A 20,758-nucleotide genomic window follows, 5' to 3' on the forward strand; every position below is an offset into this window, starting at 1 on the left:
TATGAAGAAATTTAAAAAATACTCTTCACTATCTTTAATAGCCGGACTAGTTCTGTTTTTAAGTGCATGTAGTAATAAACCTATTAACAGCCATAGTACGGGTATTTGGGACGGTGGAATTGTTCTAAACTTCTCTCGTGCAATTATTTGGTTATCTAAATTCTTTGGTGATAATTATGGAATGGGAATTATCCTATTTACCATAATTGTTAGAATCGTAATATTACCACTTATGATTTACCAAACTCGTAGTATGAAAAAAACGCAAGAGCTTCAACCTAAGTTAAAAGCTCTTCAAAAGAAGTATTCTTCAAAAGATACTGAAACTATGAGCAAATTGCGAGAAGAACAACAAAAATTATATTCAGAAGCTGGGGTCAATCCAGTAGCTGGATGCTTACCACTACTTGTTCAATTGCCTATCTTATGGGCTTTATACCAAGCAATTTGGCGTACAAACGTTTTAAAAACAGGACAATTCCTATGGTTAAAATTAGGGGTTAAAGATCCTTACTTTGTATTACCAATTTTGGCAGCTTTATTTACGTTCATTAGTACTTGGCTATCCATGAAATCACAACCTGAAAAAAATGGAATGACAAACATGATGATGTTTGGAATGCCTATAATTATTTTCTTTATGGCTTTAAATATTCCATCAGCCATTTCTATTTACTGGGTAACTACTAACGTATTCCAAGCTTTACAAACTTTAGTAATTCAAAATCCTTGGAAGATTCAACGCGAACGTGAAGAAAAAGTAAGAGCTGAGAAAAATCGTAAACGCACAATTGAAAAAGCAATTAAAAAAGCTAAAAGAAGTCACCGTAAGTAACTTCAGTTTGAAAGAGTTAGTTTGTTTATTAAAAACATGCTAACTCTTTTATTTTGGCTATTTTTTGTGTGTTATTTTGTGATATTATAGTTACTGTATTTTTTTATAATTTAAGGGAGTTATGTAATGGGGAAATTTGTTGCTAAAAGCGTGGATCAAGCCATAGAAAAAGGTTTACATAGCTTAAACATTTCAAAAGATAACGCTGAAATTATTGTAATTCAAAATGACAGAAAAGGTTTCTTAGGACTATTTAAAAAAGATGCAATTGTAGAAATTGCAGTTAAAGAAAATAATTTTAAAAACCAGGTGACTAAACTTGAAATGAAAAAGTCAGAGGCTGAATCTGACCATAAACCTAAATATGATAAAAAAGTTGATAGTTATAGGTTAGATAAAGAAACAATTTACCAAAATTTATCGAAATATCTTATCGATATAATTAGTCAATTGCAAATAAAAGCACAAGTTAAAAATATAAAAATAGCTAAAAAAAGTGTCTATATTGAATTTAAAACAGATACAGAAGGACTTTTGATTGGGAAACATGGTCTTACAATCAATTCACTTCAAGAGTTATCACAAATATATTTAAATCATCAGGGTTTGAGTTATGTTAATGTGGTTTTAGATGTTGCTAATTATCGCGAAAGAAGAAAAGAAATTTTAAAACATTTAGCCATTAAAACCTCACGTGAAGTAGTGGCAAAGGGCTCACCCGTGTATTTAGACGCAATGCCTGCATTTGAACGTAAAGTAATCCATCAGACGCTACAAAATAGTAAATATGTTGCAACGCAATCATCTGGACAATATCCATATCGATTTGTGATTGTCTTACCTAGTGATGTTTAAATTGACAAAATATTATAAAAATTTTATGATATGTTTAATCATTCTTATTCTAAGTAGATAAAGTAGTCAAAGTGCTTTGTCCACGCTTTTTTATGCGTGGAGTAGGCACTTTTTTTGTGTGAAGATTTATTTTAAAGGAGTAATTAGTCATGGCAACTACAACAGATTTTGATACTATTGCTGCTATTTCAACCCCGCCTGGTGAGGGTGGAATTGCGATTGTAAGAATTAGTGGCGATGAAGCTTTTGAAGTTATCAGTAAAATATTTAAAGGTAAAGATTTAAAAAAAGTACCATCTCACACTATTAATTATGGACATATAATTGATCCAGATAACGGTAGTGATGTTGATGAAGTTATGGTATCAGTTATGAAAGCTCCCAAAACTTATACTAAAGAAGATGTAATTGAAATTAATTGTCATGGTGGAATTATTGCTACCAATAAAATATTACAGTTAGTACTAAGCTATGGGGCTAGAATGGCTGAACCGGGTGAATTTACTAAGCGCGCTTTCTTAAATGGGCGAATTGATTTATCACAATCCGAAGCAGTTATGGATTTAATTGAAGCAAAAACTGATCGTTCAATGAAGGCGGCTTTAAATCAATTAGATGGAAACCTTTCAAGTTTAATTCGTAAATTACGTCAAGACATTTTAGATGTTTTAGCTAACGTTGAAGTAAATATTGATTATCCCGAATATGACGATGCCGAAGTAGTTACAACTAAACTTTTGTCTAATAAGGCTAAGGAATTAAAAGTAAGAATTCAAAAATTATTGGATACTTCTAAACAGGGACGTGTTTTAAGAGATGGTTTGGCAACTTCAATCGTTGGTCGTCCAAATGTCGGTAAATCAAGTTTGTTGAATCATTTATTGCACCAAGACAAGGCCATTGTAACGGATGTACCCGGTACCACTCGTGATGTTTTAGAAGAATATGTTAACGTACGTGGTGTGCCTTTGAAATTAGTGGATACAGCTGGAATTCGTGAAACTGATGATAAGGTTGAAAAAATTGGGGTAGATCGTTCTAGAAAAGCCATTCAGAGTTCAGATTTAGTATTGCTAGTATTAAATGCTAGTGAACATTTGACTGATGAAGATAAAGAGTTGATTAAGTTAACTCAAGACACTAAAAAAATTATTATTTTAAACAAAACCGATTTAGACCAAAAATTAACAACTGATGAGATTAAACAGATTGTGGGTTCTGATGAATCTATAATTACAACTTCAGCTATTAAAGACGATGGAACTGAAAAATTAGAAGAGCTAATTGCTCATTTATTCTTTAATGAAGGAATCGAAAGTAGTCAAAATGATGTAATGGTTACTAACGCTCGTCATATTAGTTTGTTGCATCAGGCTAAAGATGCGCTTTCTAGTGTATTAGACGGAATTGATTCAGGAATGCCAGTCGATTTAGTTCAAATGGATATGCGTAGATGTTGGGACCTATTAGGTGAAATCACAGGTGATAGCTACAATGGTGAATTATTAGACCAGTTGTTTAGCCAATTCTGTTTAGGTAAATAACAATGTTTCACGTGAAACATTTAAAATTGTGGAGGATATTTCATGAGTGAAATTGTAAGTGAAGAAAATATTAAATATGATGCTGGTAACTACGATGTAATCGTAGTTGGTGCTGGTCATGCTGGATGTGAAGCAGCTTTAGCAGCAGCTAGAATGGGTAATAATACATTGTTATTAACCATTAATTTGGAAATGGTTGCATTTATGCCATGTAATCCGTCAGTTGGTGGCCCTGCTAAGGGAATCGTAGTGCGTGAAATTGATGCACTTGGTGGTGAAATGGGCCGAAACATTGATAAAACTTATATTCAAATGCGAATGTTGAATACCGGTAAAGGTCCAGCAGTACGTGCCTTAAGAGCCCAAGCAGATAAGCATGCTTATCATCGCGCAATGAAAAAAACAATTGAAGAGGAACCTAACTTAACTTTGCGTCAAGGAATTGTAGATTCTTTAATTGTTGAAGATGGCGAATGTAAAGGAGTTGTAACTTATACTGGTGCTAGATACTACTCTAAAACAGTTGTAATATGTGCTGGTACCGCAGCTAGAGGCCGTATTATTATCGGTGAATTAAGATATTCATCTGGTCCTAATAACTCTCAACCAGCTATTAAATTATCAGAAAATCTAGAAGAATTAGGCTTTAAACTAAAACGTTTTAAAACCGGAACTCCTCCACGAGTTAACGGAACTACAATTGACTTTGACGAAACAGAGGAACAACCAGGTGATAAAGAAGTAAATCACTTCAGTTACGAAACCTCAGATGATGATTATTTAGATGTTAAAAATCAATTATCATGTTGGTTAACTTATACTAACGAAACTACCCATAAAATTATTCGTGACAACTTAGACCGTGCGCCTATGTTTACTGGAGTAATTGAAGGAGTGGGACCTCGTTATTGTCCTTCAATTGAAGATAAGATTGTGCGTTTTGCTGATAAAAGTAGACATCAATTGTTCTTAGAGCCAGAAGGACGTGACACTGATGAATACTATGTTGATGCTTTATCGACTTCAATGCCTGAAGAAATTCAAAAGAAAATGATTAGAAGTATTGCCGGTTTGCATCATGCTGAAATGATGCGTCCAGGGTATGCGATTGAGTATGATGTCGTGGATCCATATCAATTAAAGCCAACTTTTGAAACTAAGGTAGTTAAAAATCTTTATACAGCTGGCCAAACTAACGGAACTTCGGGTTATGAAGAAGCTGCTGGTCAAGGATTATATGCTGGAATTAATGCTGGACTACGAGCAATGGGTAAAGAACCATTCGTCTTAAAACGTAATGAAGCTTATATAGGTGTGTTGGTCGATGATTTAGTTACTAAAGGAACTAATGAACCATATCGTTTACTTACTAGTCGTGCCGAATATCGTTTACTGTTGAGAAATGACAATGCTGATATTCGATTAACCAAAAAAGGTCATGCTTTAGGCTTAATTTCAGATGAACGCTATCAAAAATTCTTGGCTAAAAAAGCAGCCGTTGAACAAGAAATGGATCGATTGAATCATCTTAGAATTAAACCAAGCGAAGCTGTAAATAAATTTGTTCAAGAACATGGCGATAAGCCGCTCAAAGATGGCGTGATTGCAGCAGTCTTTTTACGTCGACCATATGTTACTTATCATACTTTGCTTAACTTCATGGAAGCACCAGCAAAGCCATTAGGTCGTCGAGTAATTGAACAAGTTGAAATTCGAACTAAGTATGCTGGATATATAAAGAAAGCCGAAGCTAACGTTGAACGTTTGAAGAAAATGGAAGCTAAAAAAATTCCATTGAATATTGATTATTCAGCAATTGATGGCATTGCAACTGAAGCTCGTCAAAAACTAGAAAAAATTCAACCACGTACGATTGCCCAAGCTTCTAGAATCTCTGGAGTAAATCCTTCTGATATTTCTATTTTGAGTGTTTATATTCAACAAGGTCGAATTGCTAAAACTAAATAGTTAAGTTTTTGATAGAATATTTAAAAATCAATACATTTAACTATCGTATGCTATAATCATAGTCAGTTCGATAAGAGGAGATTTTAATATGTCTTTTATAAAGTCAGTTATGAGTTATGTAATTCCCATTGTAGTTGGATTATTAATCGCATTCGTAGTTAAATCTACGTTGTTGACGGTAGCTAAAGTGCAAGGAACTTCCATGCAACCTAACTTGGAAAATAATCAACGTGTTTTAGTTTTAAAACAAGCTCAAATAAAACATTTGAGCGTAGTAGTTTTTAGTGCTGATGGAGTTGACCCAGATGAAGTTGGTCATGGGAACTACTATGTTAAAAGAGTTATCGGTTTACCTGGTGATACGGTGGATTATAAAGATGGTAGCATTTATGTTAATGGTAAAAAAATAAACCAAAGTTTTATTAATGCATATCAACGAAGCACTGGTACTGGGACTGTGCAAGGGTATCAAGAAGATAGTAATTGGGATATTAAAAAACTATCTTCACATTGGCAATATAACCATGGAGCAGTTAAGGTGCCTAAAAATAGTTACTTTGTTTTAGGTGATCACCGTAGTGTTTCTAATGATAGTAGGTACTGGGGATTTGTTCCTAAGGACAAAATCATGGGGGTTGCTAAAGCTTTACCATTTGGTTCTAGTACCAAACGTCATAATGTAAATAATTTAGCTTATTAATAAAAAAACTATGACATTGTCATAGTTTTTTTATATTGGGTTTGATTGTTCATTAAAAAAAGATTAGAATTATTTTAATATTTATTAGGAGTGATGAAATGCCTAAATCAGAATTAACTAAATACAATTATGACAAGATGGAAAAAAACTTTAAAAATGAAAAATTACGTAATGTAGTTTCACGAACGATTATTAATAATGGCATCAGAAATAGTGCTAGGGACAATCATGTTCAAGAGCGTTTGAATGGATCTTTCTCAGTAGAATTAGATACTGGAAAGGTTTCCGACCAAAAAGCTTCAGGTAGATGCTGGCTGTTTTCATTATTAAACGTTTTAAAACATGATTTTGCTAAAAAATATGACGTAAAAGATTTTGAATTATCACAAGGATACTTATTCTTTTGGGATAAAATTGAGCGTGCCAATATTTTTTATGACCAAATGTTAGAAACAGCTGATTTACCTGCTGATGATCGTTTGGTAGCCTGTTATCTAGCCTATCCAGGTGGTGACGGTGGAGAGTGGGACATGGCAGTAGCTTTAGTCCAAAAATATGGAGTTATGCCAACTAGTGCTTTTCCAGAAAGTAATGTAACGAACAATACACGTGATTTAAACGAAGTTTTGAACTTAAAACTGCGTCGTGATGGCTTAAAATTAAGAAAACTAGTTCAAGATAAAGCTTCTGACAACGATATTAAAGCCGCTCGTAAAGCGATGTTAGCTGAAATATATCGAATTGCTGGTTACGCATGTGGTGTTCCACGTGAAACATTTGATTTCGAATACCGTGATGACAAGAAAAAATATCATTTAGACAAAGGTTTAACACCACAAAAATTTTATCAAAAATACTTTGATATCGATTTAGATGATTACGTATCAGTTTCCAATTATCCTAATAAAGAAATGCGTAAATTGTATAACATGTCATTTGCAGATAACGTAGTCGGTGGCAGACATGTTCATTTCTTAAATATGCCAATGAAAATTTTGAAACATGTTGCAATTAAACAATTAAAAGATGGCCAGGCAGTATGGTTTGGAAATGATGTTGCTACCCAATCAAATAGCAAAGCAGGACTTTTAGATTCTAAGCTATATCACTACGACGAATTATTTGATGTAGACTTATCAATGTCTAAAAAAGATCGTTTTAGTTATTATCAGGCAGTACCCAGTCATGCAATGACTTTAACTGGAGTTGATTTAGTTGATGATAAACCAACCAAGTGGAAAGTTGAAAATAGTTGGGGCGAAAAAGTTGGTGAAAAGGGCTACTTTAAAATGTCAGATAGTTGGATGAATGATTATGTTTATGAAGTTATTGTTAATAAAAAATATTTAAGTTCAGCTGACCAAGCATTACTTAACCAAAAACCAATTGAATTGCAACCATGGGAATAAGAATAGGAGATGAGTGATTTGATAAAATCAGAATTAACTAATGAAATGTTACAAGATTTAAGAAAGCAATATGCTAGTCGCCCAGAATCTAGTATTTTAGAACGTGCGGTGACTCAAAACGGCATCAACAATGTTGCCAAAGATAAAGACGTGAAAAGCAAATTGAACCCAGTCTTTTCCGTTGAAGTAGAAACAGGTAAGGTTTCGAACCAAAAACGTTCGGGTAGATGTTGGTTATTCTCCATTTTAAATACTTTAAAGCATCGTTTTGCTAAGCAATATAATGTTAAGGACTTTGAACTATCACAAAACTATCTATTTTTCTGGGATAAAATTGAACGGGCAAATATTTTTTATGATCGGATGATTGCAACCGCTGGACTACCTACAAATGATAGAACAGTTGAATTCTATTTAGCTGGACCGGGTACTGACGGTGGTCAATGGGCAATGGCAGCCTCATTAGTCCAAAAATATGGAGTTATGCCAACGAGTGCCTTTCCTGAAACTAATGTCTCAGAAAATACGACCGATTTGAATGAAGTTTTGAATTTAAAATTACGCCGTGATGGCATGAACTTGCGTAATATGGTTAATAATGATGCAACTGATGAAGAAATTAACAACTCCCGCGATAAAATGTTGTCAGAAGTTTATCGAATTGCTGGATACACATTAGGTGTGCCACCCAAGACTTTTGACTTTGAATATCGTGATGACAAAAAGAAATACCATTTAGATGAAAAGCTTACCCCCAAGAGTTTTTACGCTAAATATTTCTCAGATGTAGATTTAGATGATTATGTAGTTTTATCTAATTCACCGGATAAAGCGATGAATAAGACGTATAGTATGAGTGCACAAAATAATGTTGTCGGCGGAACTAACATTGAATTTTTAAACCTATCCATGCCAGAATTAAAAGCAGCTGCCATTAAACAATTGAAAGCCGGCGAAACGGTTTGGTTCGGTAACGATGTAACTAGACAATTAAGTCGTAAAGAAGGTTTCTTAGATGCCGACTTGTATCATTATGATGAATTATTTGATTTAAACTTATCCATGACGAAAGCCGAACGACTTGAATATCATCAAGCTGAAGTTAGTCATGCAATGACTCTAACCGGGGTTGATTTAGTTAATGACCAGCCAACCAAATGGAAAATTGAAAACAGCTGGGGCGAAAAAAATGGAGTGAATGGTTACTTCGTAATGGCTGATAATTGGATGGATGAATATGTGTACGAAGTAGTGGTTAATAAAAAATTCCTTAATGATGACCAACGCGAATTACTAAATCAAGCTCCAGAAGAATTAAAGCCATGGGATTCACTAGCTTAAAATTGACTATTGACTTCGATTGGTATTATTATAGTTTAGTAAATTAATATTTATATTGAATTAGATACTGCGGATTTATTATCAAGGAGGAAGACTTTTGTCTAAAAGATTTAAAATAGTTGAAGAATCATTAACTGGAGTTTCCGTTTATATTGACCAAAAGACTGGTGTTGAATATGGTGGTTATGGAAGCACATTGACTCCACTAAGAAACCCCGATGGAAGTCTTTTTGTTGATAAAGATGCGATTGACGACGATTATGAAGATAAAAACTAAATTATAAAAAAAGCGCTAACCTTAGTTAGGGCTTTTTAATTTTGCTAAAGGAGGTGATACATTGTTTTTGTGGATACATTTATTGGTCGCCGTTTTATTTATATTTACAGTTGTTTTAGGGCTGGTAAAACATAGTGGTTATACAGTTTATCAAATGATATCAAGATTTTGTTATCTTATCTTTATCGTGACCGGTGGTTTTTTAGCTTTCAAGGCTTTTCATAGAGCCCCGTTTTTAATTAGCCTAAAAATAATTATTGCTTTGATATTTATAGTTGCACTAGAATACGGTTTTGCTAAAAAGAATCATAAGAATTTGGACCAAAAAACTTTTAAAATACTAATATTCATTTTTGTAATTTTGATATTAGTTGGTTTATTGGCTGCCGGTGGTCGTCCGTTCATGTAAAAAGGCTTGATGAATTTTAAATCATCAAACCTTTTTTATAATCTGTTGATAGCAATTAATTCACAATCGTTTGGCATGTTGTCTTTATCGATTAAATATACGTCGCCACCAAAGCCCATAGTAGTGATAGCTAAATCATTTATTTGACTACTAATTGTGTCATTATCACTTATGATTAGGGTATCTATATATCCAGAAATCGCAGCTCCTGCAATCTCTTTTGTTTCAGTTAACACTTTTGATTTATTAACAGCCTTATTGTAATTGAATCTTAGATTTTTAATAAATTTTTGATATAACTGATAATTTACATGCTCTACAATATAATTAATGCTTGGATAATCTTGATAGCTGATATTAATGTCGGATATTAAATTATTATATTTAGAATTGGCAGAATATAATTCGCAATCATTTTGACTACCTACAACTACCAAAGGAATTGTATCGTCATTATTTAGCTTTTCGAGTATAGATTCATCAATTAATTTAAAGAAATCTTTTTTATTATTAGTGAAAGCCAACGCTGGAGCATTAGGAATTTTTAGTTCTTCATATTTATCGTTGTGGACAGTATACATTTTAAAATCATTGTCTTTTAAAACTAGCATTTTATAGTAGCACTCATCAGTGATGTCTTTAATTAGTGGGATTATGCACATGGTCGATGCGATGGTCGCACTAGTTTTAACCGCATGATTTAAATTAAATAAGTGGATAGAATCATAACTTACATACACAGCGATGCTTTTACTGTCGCTGACGTTTTTCTCACGTGAGTAATTAAAATGTTTAAGCTTTTTATAATATTTATTCCAATATGTTTCACCATATTTAGCAGTAAAACGGTCTTTAATTTTAGCTATAAATTGATTAAATTCTAGATTATCTTGTATTTTATTAAAGTTAATAAACAGTGATATAAAGGGCCCCTGTTCAGCTTCTAGTGTCAATGTGTTTTTAAGTTGCATGTCTATATTCAACTCATAAACCTCCCCAATAATTGGTAAACTACATTATATCACTTGTTGCGATGTTGTTATTATTGTCTATGCTATAATTAAAAATGTTAGTAGAATATTAATTACTAACACTGGAGGATATGAGCATTTTGATAGATTTGTCTTTATTATGGGAATTTATCATCTTTCTAAATACAGGCTTAGCAATAATAACTGTATTTAGACAACCTAGAGATATTGCTGCAACATGGGCGTGGTTACTGGTTTTAACTTTCTTGCCAGTAGCTGGTTTTATAGTATATGCCTTTGTTGGACGTAAGTTACCTAAAAAAAGACTTTTTAGGTTCCAGCAGCAAGATTTATTAAGAATGGATAACATATTAAGTAAGTTGAATCGTAAATATGCTGACCCTAAAAAAATTAAAGCAGATGAAGTAGCATATCAAGCTCGTGATATGGTACGGCTCTTTAAAAATACAGATATGGCATATTTAGAACGACGTAATAAATTGCATATCTACACTGATGGATATGGATTGTTTACGCAAATGATTAACGACATTAAACATGCTAAAAAATCAATAAACATTGAATTTTATACTTTTTATAACGATAAAATTGGTCGACAGATTTTAGAACTGCTAACTATGAAAGCTCGTGAAGGAGTATTAGTACATGTAATCTATGATAGTTGGGGTTCAATGGGTACTACTCGTCGTTTCTTTAAACCTTTAATAAATGCGGGTGGATATGCTGAGCCATTTTTGCATACGCATTCCGTAATAACTGATTTTCGAATTAATTTTAGAAATCACCGCAAAATTGTGGTGATTGATGGTCAAATAGGTTATGTAGGTGGCTTTAACATTGGCGACCAATATTTAGGTCGCAAGAAAAAGTTTGGACATTGGCGTGACACACATTTGAGAATTATGGGTTCAGCAGTTTATAGTCTGCAATCACAATTTATATTAGATTGGAACGTTACCGATATAAAAAACAAAATTGATGAAGAAAGGGATCACGCCTTTTACTTCCCACCTTTTAAATCAGAGGGAACTACTAACATGCAGATAGTATCTAGTGGGCCAGATTCTGATTTAGAACAAATTAAAATTGGTTATATTAAAATGATTCAAAGTGCTAAAAATTATTGTTGGATTCAAACGCCATACTTAATTCCTGATGATAGCACTTTAGACGCCATTAGAATTGCTGCAATGTCAGGCGTTGATGTTAGAATTATGGTGCCAAATAAACCAGACCATTTGTTTGTTTATCGAGCGACACAGTATTATGCCAAACGTTTAGCCAACGAAGGCGTTAAAATTTACTACTACCAAAAAGGTTTTATGCATGCTAAAACGGCAGTAATCGATGATAAAATTGCTTCAGTTGGTTCTGCCAATTTTGATTTTAGAAGTTTTAAGCTTAATTTTGAAATCAATGCTTTTCTATATGATTCAGAATTTAGCAGTCGTTTGAAATCTATTTATTTAAAAGATATTAAAGACAGTGAATTACAAACGATTGAGATGTTTAAAAAACAATCACTATGGTTAACCTTTAAACAAATTTTTAGTCGCTTACTTTCACCAATATTATAAAAAGCTAGCTCATATGAGCTAGCTTTTTATTTATTCCAATTCCATGGATCATCACGCCATTTTTTAAGTAGTTGTAAGTCTTCATCACTAACCATTTTTTCTTTGTGAGCTTGTTCAATCATTTCAGAATAATTAGTTAGAGTATTGAGTTTAGTATTCGCTTCAGCAAAGTTAGTATCACTATCACTTAACTGATATGTGAAAATAGCAGCTACGCCCACAACCTCTACGCCTTCATTTCTCACAGCTTCAACAGCTTTAAGAACACTGCCACCTGTAGATATTAAATCGTCAATTAGAACTATTTTGGGATTATCAGGTAAATCGCCTTCAATTTGTTTACCTGCACCGTGGTCTTTGGGTTTTGAGCGAACGTAAATCATAGGTAGACTTAATTTATCTGCTACGATGGCAGCATGTGGGATACCTGCCGTAGCGACGCCACCGATAACATTTGCCTCAGGATAGTTTTCTTTAATTACTTCGCATAATCCTTCTGCAATTTGAGTTCTTATTTCGGGGTAACCAATCGTCTTACGATTATCAGTATAAATAGGGGCTTCAATGCCACTAGCCCATGTAAATGGCTTTTTAGGAGCAAGCGTTACAGCTTTTATTTTTAACAAGTCGGATGCAATTTGATTTTTAAAGTTTGTCATTATTTTGAACTCCATTCATTTAAAATTTGCTTGTACGCAGCGTTTGGCTTTTCAGCTTTAGTAATTGAACGACCTACGACAATTCCATTACTACCAAGTTTTCTAGCCTTTTTTGGATTCACAACTCTTTGTTGGTCATCGTTGTTATCAGAGCTTAGTCTAATGCCAGGGTTAACGCATAAAAATTCTTCACTAGTATTTTGGTGGATCATTTCATTTTCTAAGGCTGAACAAATTACGCCGTCAGCACCATTTTGATAAGCGATTTTAGCTAAATGGGTAACCATTTCTGGCATTGATTTGTTTACAGCCTGTTCTTGTTGCATTTGTGTTTCTGAAAATGAAGTTAGTTCGGTAACCGCTAAAATTTTAGTGGTGTCAGTTAAATTATAATCTTTGGCAGCTTGTACGAGACCTTTTTTAGCCGCATTAATCATTTTAGATCCACCAGAGGCATGCACCGTAATATATTGAACTTTCAATTTACCCAGTTCGTACGCAGCTTTTTCGACAGTTGTGGGAATATCATATAATTTTAAATCTAAAAAAATATTGATGTCTTTATTTTGTAAATATTCAATAATATTTTTACCTTCAGAATAAAAAATTTCCATACCAACTTTTACACACATATTATTTGTTTGACTGAAATTTTTCATAAATTGTTTCACTTCAGTTAAATTGTGAAAATCAAGTGCAATGAATACAGGTTTCATTATTTTACCTCCAAAAAAAGCCGCTAAGTCTGAGAGACCTAGCGGCTACACTTATAGTAAATAAAGTTCATTTATTTACAATTCGATATACCGACTTACTAGCCTCTCTGGACTAATTTAAAATCTTTATTGTTGAATAGGTTACTCTACTTAATGGTGTTTAGTCAAGTTAAAATAAATTTGCTTTTTTGAAAAAGTTGTTTCATAATTATTTCTAATATAAAAATAAAGAATGTCTGTGAGCATTCATTTGGAGGAATTTAATATGCAACAAGTAAGTAACCACACAATGACGTCTAATCAAAAATGGACGATGGCATCGACTACGATTGGTCAAGGTTTAGAAAGTATGGATATGTCTTTTCTTTCTTTCACTTTAACTTCGATTATCGCTAGTTTACATATCAGCTCTGGAGCTGCAGGTATGCTATCGACAATAACAACTTTAGGATCGTTATTAGGTGGTATTTTTTTTGGAATAATTGCAGATAAATTTGGCCGAGTAAAAGTTTTAACGTACACTATCTTTATTTTTGCTTTTGCAACTGCCGGAATTTACTTTACTTCTAATATATTTATGTTGTACATTTTGCGATTCTTAGTTGGAGTAGGCGCTGGTGGTGAATATGGTGCAGGGATGACTTTGATTGCTGAAAATTTTGATAAGTCCAAATTAGGTCGAGCAATTTCGATAACTACTATTGGTGGCCAAGTTGGTTCAATCATGGCCGCATTGTTAGCGGCAGTGATGATTCCAGTTGTTGGTTGGCGTTCAATTTATCTAGTTGGTTTAGTTCCAGTAATCTTTGCCTTTATTGTACGTCGTAATGTAAAGGAAAGTGACGATTTCATAAAGACCATGGAAACTGATAAGGCTGACCGACCTAAAGTATCAATTGCCAAGCTTTTTAAAACTCCTAAGTTAACTATGCAAACGATGGCTTTAATGCTAATGGTGGTAGTTCAAATTGCCGGATATTACGGATTGATCAATTGGTTACCATCAATCATGCAAAAGAAATTAGGATTAAGCGTTTCTGGTTCTTCAGAATGGATGATAGTTACAATTATTGGTATGAGTGTGGGTATGATGGTATTCGGTACAATCTTAGATAAGTTTGGTCCAAGAATATCATTTGGTATTTTTCTACTAACTGCTGCGGTTGCGGTTTTCGGAATTACATTTGCCTTTAATGGTCTTACATTATTATTAGCTAGTACAGTCCTAGGATTTTTCTCAAATGGTATGTACGGTGGATATGGTGTCATAGTTAGTTTATTATATCCTACTGAAATCCGTTCAACTGCTAATAATTTTATAGTTAGTGTAGGAAAAGCTATAGGTGGTTTTTCACCGGCCGTTATTGGATTATTAATGGAAAGTCATTCATTATTATTTATAATGAGTTTACTATCAATTGCTTACGTAATCAGCTTTTGTACCATGTTATCAATTCCAGCTTTGAAAAATATATAAAAATAACGATTAAAAAATAACGTTCCTCTCTAAGAAGAACGTTATTTTTATTTTATTTTAGAATATAAGTCTACATCCATAAATTTATCTCTTACTAGAATGTGTTGTGAAAGGGTAGCTTCATGTTTAAAACCTAATCTCTCAGGCACAGCTTTACTTTTGGAATTATCAACTGCTGCTAACACGATAATTTTATGAAGTTCTAAGACATCAAAACCAATTTTAGTAATATTTTCTAGGGCTTTAGTAGTTATGCCATGTCCTTGAAACTTACTAGATAGCCAGTATCCGACACTGGCATGTTTGGAAACATTTGAAATAGAGTGTAAATCAATCAGGCCAGCTGGTTGGTTATTTACCATAATTGTCAACATTAATAATTTTTGCTTTTCCATTTCAACAGTTGCATATTGGATAAAGTCTTGTTCGTCTTCTACAGATTGCATATCATCCACCCATGGTAACCACTTACGCATATTTTGGCGGTCATTATCAATTGCTTCATATAAATCTTTTGCATGGTTTTCACTAGTAGCTTCTAATTTTACCTTTTGATTATTTACTTCGAATTCAGGTACCTCAAACATGATTTATCACCCTAATCTTTAAAATATTCTTGCACTGCCATTTTAACATCACTAGCTATTTTTTGTTGGTAGGCATTACTTTTAATTAATTTTAAATCATGTGTATTATCCATAAAACCCATTTCTAATAATATTGCTGGTTGGGTATTATTTCTTAAAACGTAGTAATTTCCAAAATTAACTTTGCGGTTTTCCATTGGCAAATTTTTAAATTGTTTATTAATAATATTTGCGAATGCGTCAGCGTTTTTATGATATTTAAATACTTGATATCCTGAAGCATTGTACATTCCATTAGAAGAATTAAAATGAAAACTGATGAATAAGTTGGCTTTAGCGGCGTATGATAGGTAAGCACGGTTAGCTAGGGGAACGTACTTATCACTATCTCGAGTTAATAATACGTTGGCATTTAAGCTTTTTAGTTCTTTATAAACTTTTAACGCAGTTTTTAAAGTATAAATTTTTTCCATCTTGTTACCGTCAGCAGATAATGTTCCAGCATCGCTGCCACCGTGTCCGGGGTCTAATACAATTGTAGTTTCTGGAATATTATTACTCTTTTTAGCGTTGTAGTTTTCCTTATTGATTAGCCAAGAAGCTACCCATCCCTTTTGATTGTTTATTTTGATTTTCCACCAACCAGTATTTTTATTTTTTTTAAGGACATGTAAGCTCTGACCATGTTCCACATTTCCAATTATTTTAGCGTATGGTGATGGATTCTTTCGAATATTTAAATTTTGTGAATCAACCTTAGGAATTGATAAGAATCGAATAATAGTGATGGTAAACAACAATATTACCAGTAACGCTACTGCCACTCGTATGATCCAGTTGAATTTTGAAACGTGTATAAATTTTTTCCATAGATTATTTAACATAATTTTTTGGGTCTTCCTTAATTTTATTTTTTGAAAATTTAGATTGTGATAATTAAATAAAAACACTTTGTGAAATGATTGTTTTATAATATTGTATGTTAAGATTATGTAATAATTATAACTTTTATTCAATAAGTTTTGTTGTAAAACAGTATGGAGGCATAAACATATTGAAATATTTTAAGAATATAATCGCTTTTTTGATGATTATGGCTTTTGTACTTAATTTGAGTAGTTGTTCACAAAAAGTCGTCAAAAGTCATGCAAAAATTAGGGTAGTTGCCAGTACTGATACATACGGTCAAGTTGCAAAATCAGTATTAGGCCAAAATGGACAAGTTATTTCTATTATCAATAAAAGTAATGTAGACCCACATGATTATCAGCCAACCACGATTACAGCTGAACAAATTTCTAATGCTAACATTTTGATATCGAATGGTTTAGGTTATGATACTTGGATGAAATCAATAAGTATGAATGCCAAAAAAGCTAATAAAATTGCTGTGGGGGAAGATTTGTTGCACTTCAAGAGCGGTGATAATCCACACGTATGGTATAAGTTAAATACAATCACTAAATTGGCCAATTATTTGGCAAATTTATTTAGTAAAAAAGATGCCAAGAATAGCCAATATTACCATAAGAATGCAGCAAAATATATTAAATCGTTATCTGGTTTAAAGAAACAAATTGATGAAATAAAACGTTTAAATCAAAATGGTAAAGTTGATGTTTCTGAACCAGTGTTTAACTATGCATTATCTGAAATGGGATATCGAGTTAATAATAATAGATATGCACTTTCGGTAGAAAAGGGGACTGACCCAACTCCTAGTCAAATTCGTGAAGTTGAAAATGACATCAAGTATAGAAGAATCAGATTTTTTGTAAATAATATTCAAGACAGCAACGATATTGTCGATAATTTTGTTAGATTAGCTCATGAACACGATGTCCCAGTAGTCAATGTTACTGAAACTATGCCTCAAAATGATAACTATAAATCGTGGATGCTTAAGCAAAACCAACAAGTTTTAAAAATAGAAAGGTCAAAAAAATATTGATATGAAAAAAATACTAAAAGTATCTAATTTAGATGTAAAACTGAAAGAAAGAACACTTATTGAACGTCTTTCGTTTGATATTAACAGTGGAACGCTAACTTGCATTACTGGTGAAAATGGTGTCGGTAAGACTACCATGATAAAAACAATTTTGAAAAATTTCAAAAAAGATAATCACGTTAAATTTTATATTAAACGTAATCAAGTGCAATATGTTCCCCAGTTACGTAATATTGATGATGATTATCCTTTAATGGTTAAAGACTTTATAGGTCTGGGGCTACAAAAAAGTTTATTGCCATGGATTAGCAAAAAAGAAAAAAATGCTATTAATAATGTAATGAAAGAAACTAATTTATTACATTTAGCTAAAACTCCACTTGGCAAAGCCTCTGGTGGGGAACAACAGCGTGTGTTTTTAGCACAAGCGTTAGTTTCAAATCCTAAACTATTAATTTTAGATGAAAGTACTGCCAGCATGGATAAAGATGCGAAGGTAGAATTATTACGACTAGTTAAGAATATAACAGTTAAAACTGATACAGCAGTTATATTTATTACCCATGATCCGTTATTAGTTCAAAAATTTGGTGATTATGATTTAGAAATAAAAAATAAACAGGGGACTTTAAAGTCTGTTAAAGGAGTTAATAATTAATGTTAAGCTATCCATTTATGCAATATGCCTTTATTGCTAGTTTTTTCATATCTGTGCTATGTGGTTTAATGGGTGTTTTCGTTGTTGCTAGAAAGACAGCTTTTTTTACGCATACACTATCTGAAATTAGTTTTTCCGGGGCATCATTTGGAGTATTTTTAGGAACATCCCCAATTTTAGGAATGTTGATATTCACAATTCTGAGTTCATTCATGGTTGGTTCAGTTGGTAGTCGATTAAGTCGTCGTGAATCTTCAATAAGTGTTTTCTCAGTATTTTTCATTGGTTTAGGAGTCTTATTTTTAGCCCTAGCTGATGGTCAATCTAGTTATGCAACTAATATTTTGTTTGGTAGTATTGTCGGCATTAGTTTTAGTAACATTGTAGTTTTAGTAAGTTTAAGTATCGCAATTCTAGTTATTACGACTTTGATTTATCGCAAACTGAAATATAATTCATTTGATAGCGTAGGTGCTAGTTTTAATTCAAGAAGTAACACAATTGTTTCTATTATATTTTTAGTTTTGTTGGCTTGTACAGTTAGTGTAACCGCACAAATTGTTGGTTCATTACTAATATTTGCACTGCTAACGATTCCCGCTTCTTCTGCTAAATATTTTGCCCATACTATCGCTGGAATGACGCTGTTATCATTTACATTTTCGTTGATTGGGACTTGGGTAGGATTATACTTAAGTTATATAACTAATTTACCAGTTAGCTTTTTTATCGCAGCTATCGAAACATTAATTTATTTAATTGCAGTGATTTGGGATAAGTTTTTCGTAAATTAAACACATCTGTAATATGATTTTGTTATACTGTTCGTAAATAAAAATTTACTAATAAGGTAAAGAGAGGTCAGAAAGTATGAAATTATATAAAAAACTTTTACCAGCAGCGATGTTATTAGGAGTTTCTTTAACATTAACTGCCTGTGGTCAAAATAATGACAATGGTAAATCTTCTAACGCTAGCAGTTCTACTAATGTTAGTTCTAGCAGTCAGTCTTCATCAGTGTCAGAAAGCTCACAAAGTAGTAGTGCAAGCAGTTCAGCTTCTGCCACAATGAATAGTAAATTAGGTGATGCTAAAGTTCCAGCTAATGATGGTTCCAAGAGCAATGGTTCTGCTGATACTAAAACTCATGGAAATAAAGATAACTTCAACATTGATTACAAAAATGGTGGACAAGTATATGCCACTTACACTAAGCATACTTACAATAGTAATGATGAAGCTCATCAACAAATTGATAATTACCAAACTAGTGAAGATACAAAGGGATTGCCAACAATTGATTTAGGATACAATATCCAAGGTTCTAAAGATCAAGGTGCTGGTCAAATTTATATTCACTGGAACATGGGTAACTGGTCAATGAGCACACATGGTAACAATGTAGATGAAAATAGCAATGATGCACAAAAAGAAGCTGTAAAAGCGGTTAAATTCCTACAAAGCAATACTCTTCCAGCACCACAAAATAGAGGAGTTATTACATTAGATGGTTCTGATAACCAAGTTAAATGGCAAGAACAAAATGCTGTTTACACTGTTAAAGCAACTACTGCCGATGCAGCTTTAAGAATAGCAACATCTATTAAGTAAAATTTATGAGGGAGTTTATAATGGAACCAAAAAAACCGCTGTTTAAAATAATTTTATCAACACTTTTAATTTCTATTTTTTCATTGACGTGTCTACTAGGAGTTAAAGCTAATGCTAGTTTTAAGGACTATCAACCTGTTTCTTATGATATATCAGAATGGCAAGGTAGAATGACTGATAGTAAAGCGCAGGCTTTAAAAAATGAAGTCAAATTTGTTATTTTGAGAGTTCAAGATGGCATGTACAAGGATAAGCAACTAAATAACAACATCAGTATGATGGATAAATATGGAATTCCATATGGTGTTTACGGATTTAGTAGATATGCTAATGCTGCTCAAGCTAATGAAGAAGCACAAAGAGTATATAATTTAGCCCCTAATGCTCGTTTTTATGTTAACGATTATGAGATTGGTTTTAATTCTAAAACTAACCAAGCTACTGCTAGTTGGGCTGACACGATGCGCTCAATTAATGGTGGTAAGCCAGTTGTTTTATACTCAGGAATGTATAAAATGAATGCATTTAAGCAAAGTACCTTAAATGCATATGATGCTTTATGGATGGCTTCGTATTCAAAATACATGCCTCAACCTAACTACAACTATGATTTATGGCAGTTTACTAGTCAATATTATAGTTCTGCGATGGGTAAAAAATTAGATGCAAATGTTATCCCTGTTAATGGAAAGCCACTATCATTTTGGATTGGCAATAATGCAGATTCTAATACTAACAACAGTAGCCAATCTGACAATTCTGTAGATTCCAATAATAATTCATCTAATAATCAAACCAATGATGGTCAACAAAATAATACTCAACAAACAGATCAATCAGCAAATAGTTCAAATAGTGATAATACTACCCCTACCATCACAGCATCTATGAAGAAACGTTTCTACACTTCCAAAAAAATTACAGCGCTTAGAGTAATTGGTAAACATGGAGTTAACCTATATTCATCTGATGGAACCAAGGTAGGCCACGCTAAAAAAGGTGCTATTTTAGATATTGATAAGTTATCAATCAATGGAAATAAAGTCAGAGCAGTTAATGATACTGAAGGATATTATTTTTCAGCTAGTAAGAAGTTAGTTAAAAAATATTAATTTATGTTAATAAAAAAAGACTCGTTGAAGTGACCCCCAAAAGTTGGACAATAAAATGTTCAATAATTTGGGGGTTATTT

At 32.8% G+C, this 20,758-nt stretch carries 21 protein-coding genes; 16 read left to right on the forward strand and 5 right to left on the reverse strand.

What is annotated here, in order from left to right; all coding sequences use genetic code 11:
• The first annotated feature begins 1 nt into the window (after nt 1).
• The 9 genes from FD06_RS01270 to FD06_RS01310 all read left to right on the forward strand — a co-directional run bounded on the left by FD06_RS01270 (nt 2) and on the right by FD06_RS01310 (nt 9,338).
• Complete coding sequence (locus FD06_RS01270; RefSeq protein ID WP_056965656.1) at nt 2-835, forward strand: YidC/Oxa1 family membrane protein insertase; 834 nt, start codon at nt 2-4, stop codon at nt 833-835.
• Nucleotides 836-961: 126 nt separating this feature from the next.
• Nucleotides 962-1,690 carry an RNA-binding cell elongation regulator Jag/EloR gene (jag, locus tag FD06_RS01275; protein ID WP_056965657.1) on the forward strand — a complete coding sequence of 243 codons (729 nt, stop codon included), beginning with the start codon at nt 962-964 and terminating at the stop codon, nt 1,688-1,690.
• Nucleotides 1,691-1,839: 149 nt separating this feature from the next.
• Nucleotides 1,840-3,234: a tRNA uridine-5-carboxymethylaminomethyl(34) synthesis GTPase MnmE gene (mnmE, locus tag FD06_RS01280; RefSeq protein WP_056965658.1), complete on the forward strand. Its 1,395-nt coding sequence runs from the start codon at nt 1,840-1,842 to the stop codon at nt 3,232-3,234.
• A gap of 42 nt (nt 3,235-3,276) precedes the next feature.
• Nucleotides 3,277-5,202 (forward strand): tRNA uridine-5-carboxymethylaminomethyl(34) synthesis enzyme MnmG, encoded by a 1,926-nt coding sequence (gene mnmG / locus FD06_RS01285; protein ID WP_056965659.1) that lies wholly within the window; start codon nt 3,277-3,279, stop codon nt 5,200-5,202.
• 88 nt (nt 5,203-5,290) lie between these two features.
• Nucleotides 5,291-5,902: a signal peptidase I gene (lepB, locus tag FD06_RS01290; RefSeq protein WP_056965660.1), complete on the forward strand. Its 612-nt coding sequence runs from the start codon at nt 5,291-5,293 to the stop codon at nt 5,900-5,902.
• Between the two features lie 98 nt (nt 5,903-6,000).
• Nucleotides 6,001-7,311: a C1 family peptidase gene (locus FD06_RS01295; RefSeq protein WP_056965661.1), complete on the forward strand. Its 1,311-nt coding sequence runs from the start codon at nt 6,001-6,003 to the stop codon at nt 7,309-7,311.
• Nucleotides 7,312-7,320: 9 nt separating this feature from the next.
• Nucleotides 7,321-8,652, forward strand: a complete 1,332-nt coding sequence (locus tag FD06_RS01300) for a C1 family peptidase (RefSeq protein WP_420834744.1) — start codon at nt 7,321-7,323, stop codon at nt 8,650-8,652.
• Nucleotides 8,653-8,749: 97 nt separating this feature from the next.
• The gene (locus FD06_RS01305) at nt 8,750-8,929 is read left to right on the forward strand and encodes a DUF6440 family protein (protein ID WP_054657861.1); all 180 of its coding nucleotides are present in this window, start codon (nt 8,750-8,752) and stop codon (nt 8,927-8,929) included.
• Nucleotides 8,930-8,990: 61 nt separating this feature from the next.
• Complete coding sequence (locus FD06_RS01310; protein WP_056965662.1) at nt 8,991-9,338, forward strand: DUF1516 family protein; 348 nt, start codon at nt 8,991-8,993, stop codon at nt 9,336-9,338.
• A gap of 35 nt (nt 9,339-9,373) precedes the next feature.
• On the opposite strand, the gene FD06_RS01315 is transcribed toward FD06_RS01310, so the two are convergent.
• Nucleotides 9,374-10,321 (reverse strand): hypothetical protein, encoded by a 948-nt coding sequence (locus FD06_RS01315; protein WP_054657859.1) that lies wholly within the window; start codon nt 10,319-10,321, stop codon nt 9,374-9,376.
• A gap of 125 nt (nt 10,322-10,446) precedes the next feature.
• Here FD06_RS01315 and cls point away from each other — a divergent pair, with 125 nt between their 5' ends.
• Nucleotides 10,447-11,907 (forward strand): cardiolipin synthase, encoded by a 1,461-nt coding sequence (gene cls, locus FD06_RS01320; protein ID WP_056965671.1) that lies wholly within the window; start codon nt 10,447-10,449, stop codon nt 11,905-11,907.
• Between the two features lie 26 nt (nt 11,908-11,933).
• On the opposite strand, the gene pyrE is transcribed toward cls, so the two are convergent.
• Entirely contained in the window at nt 11,934-12,566 is a 633-nt protein-coding gene (gene pyrE, locus FD06_RS01325; protein ID WP_056965663.1) for an orotate phosphoribosyltransferase, read from the reverse strand.
• Nucleotides 12,566-13,282 (reverse strand): orotidine-5'-phosphate decarboxylase, encoded by a 717-nt coding sequence (pyrF, locus tag FD06_RS01330; protein WP_202812972.1) that lies wholly within the window; start codon nt 13,280-13,282, stop codon nt 12,566-12,568. The genes pyrE and pyrF overlap by 1 nt, the downstream gene beginning before the upstream one ends.
• 265 nt (nt 13,283-13,547) lie before the next feature.
• On the opposite strand from pyrF, the gene FD06_RS01335 reads away from it, so the two are divergent.
• A complete protein-coding gene (locus FD06_RS01335; RefSeq protein WP_237757215.1) occupies nt 13,548-14,759 on the forward strand; it encodes an MFS transporter in 1,212 nt (403 codons plus the stop codon).
• A 47-nt stretch (nt 14,760-14,806) separates the two neighbouring features.
• Here FD06_RS01335 and FD06_RS01340 read toward each other — a convergent pair whose 3' ends face one another.
• Both FD06_RS01340 and FD06_RS01345 read right to left on the reverse strand, forming a co-directional pair.
• The gene (locus tag FD06_RS01340; protein WP_054657855.1) at nt 14,807-15,346 is read right to left on the reverse strand and encodes a GNAT family N-acetyltransferase; all 540 of its coding nucleotides are present in this window, start codon (nt 15,344-15,346) and stop codon (nt 14,807-14,809) included.
• Between the two features lie 11 nt (nt 15,347-15,357).
• Nucleotides 15,358-16,230, reverse strand: coding sequence for an N-acetylmuramoyl-L-alanine amidase family protein (locus FD06_RS01345; RefSeq protein WP_056965665.1), 873 nt, complete (start codon nt 16,228-16,230; stop codon nt 15,358-15,360).
• Between the two features lie 170 nt (nt 16,231-16,400).
• Between FD06_RS01345 and FD06_RS01350 the strand changes: the two genes are divergently transcribed.
• From FD06_RS01350 to FD06_RS01370, 5 genes are all read left to right on the forward strand, one after another.
• On the forward strand, nt 16,401-17,297 hold the full coding sequence (locus FD06_RS01350; RefSeq protein ID WP_237757216.1) for a metal ABC transporter solute-binding protein, Zn/Mn family: 897 nt from the start codon (nt 16,401-16,403) through the stop codon (nt 17,295-17,297).
• A 1-nt stretch (nt 17,298) separates the two neighbouring features.
• A complete protein-coding gene (locus tag FD06_RS01355) occupies nt 17,299-17,955 on the forward strand; it encodes a metal ABC transporter ATP-binding protein (RefSeq protein WP_056965666.1) in 657 nt (218 codons plus the stop codon).
• Nucleotides 17,955-18,749, forward strand: coding sequence for a metal ABC transporter permease (locus FD06_RS01360; protein WP_056965667.1), 795 nt, complete (start codon nt 17,955-17,957; stop codon nt 18,747-18,749). The genes FD06_RS01355 and FD06_RS01360 overlap by 1 nt, the downstream gene beginning before the upstream one ends.
• 76 nt (nt 18,750-18,825) lie before the next feature.
• Nucleotides 18,826-19,566: a hypothetical protein gene (locus FD06_RS01365; RefSeq protein WP_054657853.1), complete on the forward strand. Its 741-nt coding sequence runs from the start codon at nt 18,826-18,828 to the stop codon at nt 19,564-19,566.
• Nucleotides 19,567-19,586: 20 nt separating this feature from the next.
• Nucleotides 19,587-20,678, forward strand: a complete 1,092-nt coding sequence (locus FD06_RS01370; RefSeq protein ID WP_056965668.1) for a GH25 family lysozyme — start codon at nt 19,587-19,589, stop codon at nt 20,676-20,678.
• Nucleotides 20,679-20,758 lie beyond the last annotated feature (80 nt).

Source organism: Apilactobacillus ozensis DSM 23829 = JCM 17196 (assembly GCF_001435995.1).
Taxonomy (GTDB): domain Bacteria; phylum Bacillota; class Bacilli; order Lactobacillales; family Lactobacillaceae; genus Apilactobacillus; species Apilactobacillus ozensis.

What these genes read in the sequence shown, in the direction of transcription:
- FD06_RS01345 (WP_056965665.1), bottom strand. Translation starts at nt 16,230, where the DNA reads ATGTTAAATAATCTATGGAAAAAATTTATACACGTTTCAAAATTCAAC.
- pyrF (WP_202812972.1), bottom strand. Translation starts at nt 13,282, where the DNA reads ATGAAACCTGTATTCATTGCACTTGATTTTCACAATTTAACTGAAGTG.
- lepB (WP_056965660.1), top strand. Translation starts at nt 5,291, where the DNA reads ATGTCTTTTATAAAGTCAGTTATGAGTTATGTAATTCCCATTGTAGTT.
- pyrE (WP_056965663.1), bottom strand. Translation starts at nt 12,566, where the DNA reads ATGACAAACTTTAAAAATCAAATTGCATCCGACTTGTTAAAAATAAAA.
- jag (WP_056965657.1), top strand. Translation starts at nt 962, where the DNA reads ATGGGGAAATTTGTTGCTAAAAGCGTGGATCAAGCCATAGAAAAAGGT.
- FD06_RS01340 (WP_054657855.1), bottom strand. Translation starts at nt 15,346, where the DNA reads ATGTTTGAGGTACCTGAATTCGAAGTAAATAATCAAAAGGTAAAATTA.
- FD06_RS01355 (WP_056965666.1), top strand. Translation starts at nt 17,299, where the DNA reads ATGAAAAAAATACTAAAAGTATCTAATTTAGATGTAAAACTGAAAGAA.
- mnmG (WP_056965659.1), top strand. Translation starts at nt 3,277, where the DNA reads ATGAGTGAAATTGTAAGTGAAGAAAATATTAAATATGATGCTGGTAAC.
- FD06_RS01335 (WP_237757215.1), top strand. Translation starts at nt 13,548, where the DNA reads ATGCAACAAGTAAGTAACCACACAATGACGTCTAATCAAAAATGGACG.
- FD06_RS01300 (WP_420834744.1), top strand. Translation starts at nt 7,321, where the DNA reads ATGAGTGATTTGATAAAATCAGAATTAACTAATGAAATGTTACAAGAT.
- FD06_RS01370 (WP_056965668.1), top strand. Translation starts at nt 19,587, where the DNA reads ATGGAACCAAAAAAACCGCTGTTTAAAATAATTTTATCAACACTTTTA.
- FD06_RS01360 (WP_056965667.1), top strand. Translation starts at nt 17,955, where the DNA reads ATGTTAAGCTATCCATTTATGCAATATGCCTTTATTGCTAGTTTTTTC.
- FD06_RS01365 (WP_054657853.1), top strand. Translation starts at nt 18,826, where the DNA reads ATGAAATTATATAAAAAACTTTTACCAGCAGCGATGTTATTAGGAGTT.
- FD06_RS01270 (WP_056965656.1), top strand. Translation starts at nt 2, where the DNA reads ATGAAGAAATTTAAAAAATACTCTTCACTATCTTTAATAGCCGGACTA.
- mnmE (WP_056965658.1), top strand. Translation starts at nt 1,840, where the DNA reads ATGGCAACTACAACAGATTTTGATACTATTGCTGCTATTTCAACCCCG.
- FD06_RS01295 (WP_056965661.1), top strand. Translation starts at nt 6,001, where the DNA reads ATGCCTAAATCAGAATTAACTAAATACAATTATGACAAGATGGAAAAA.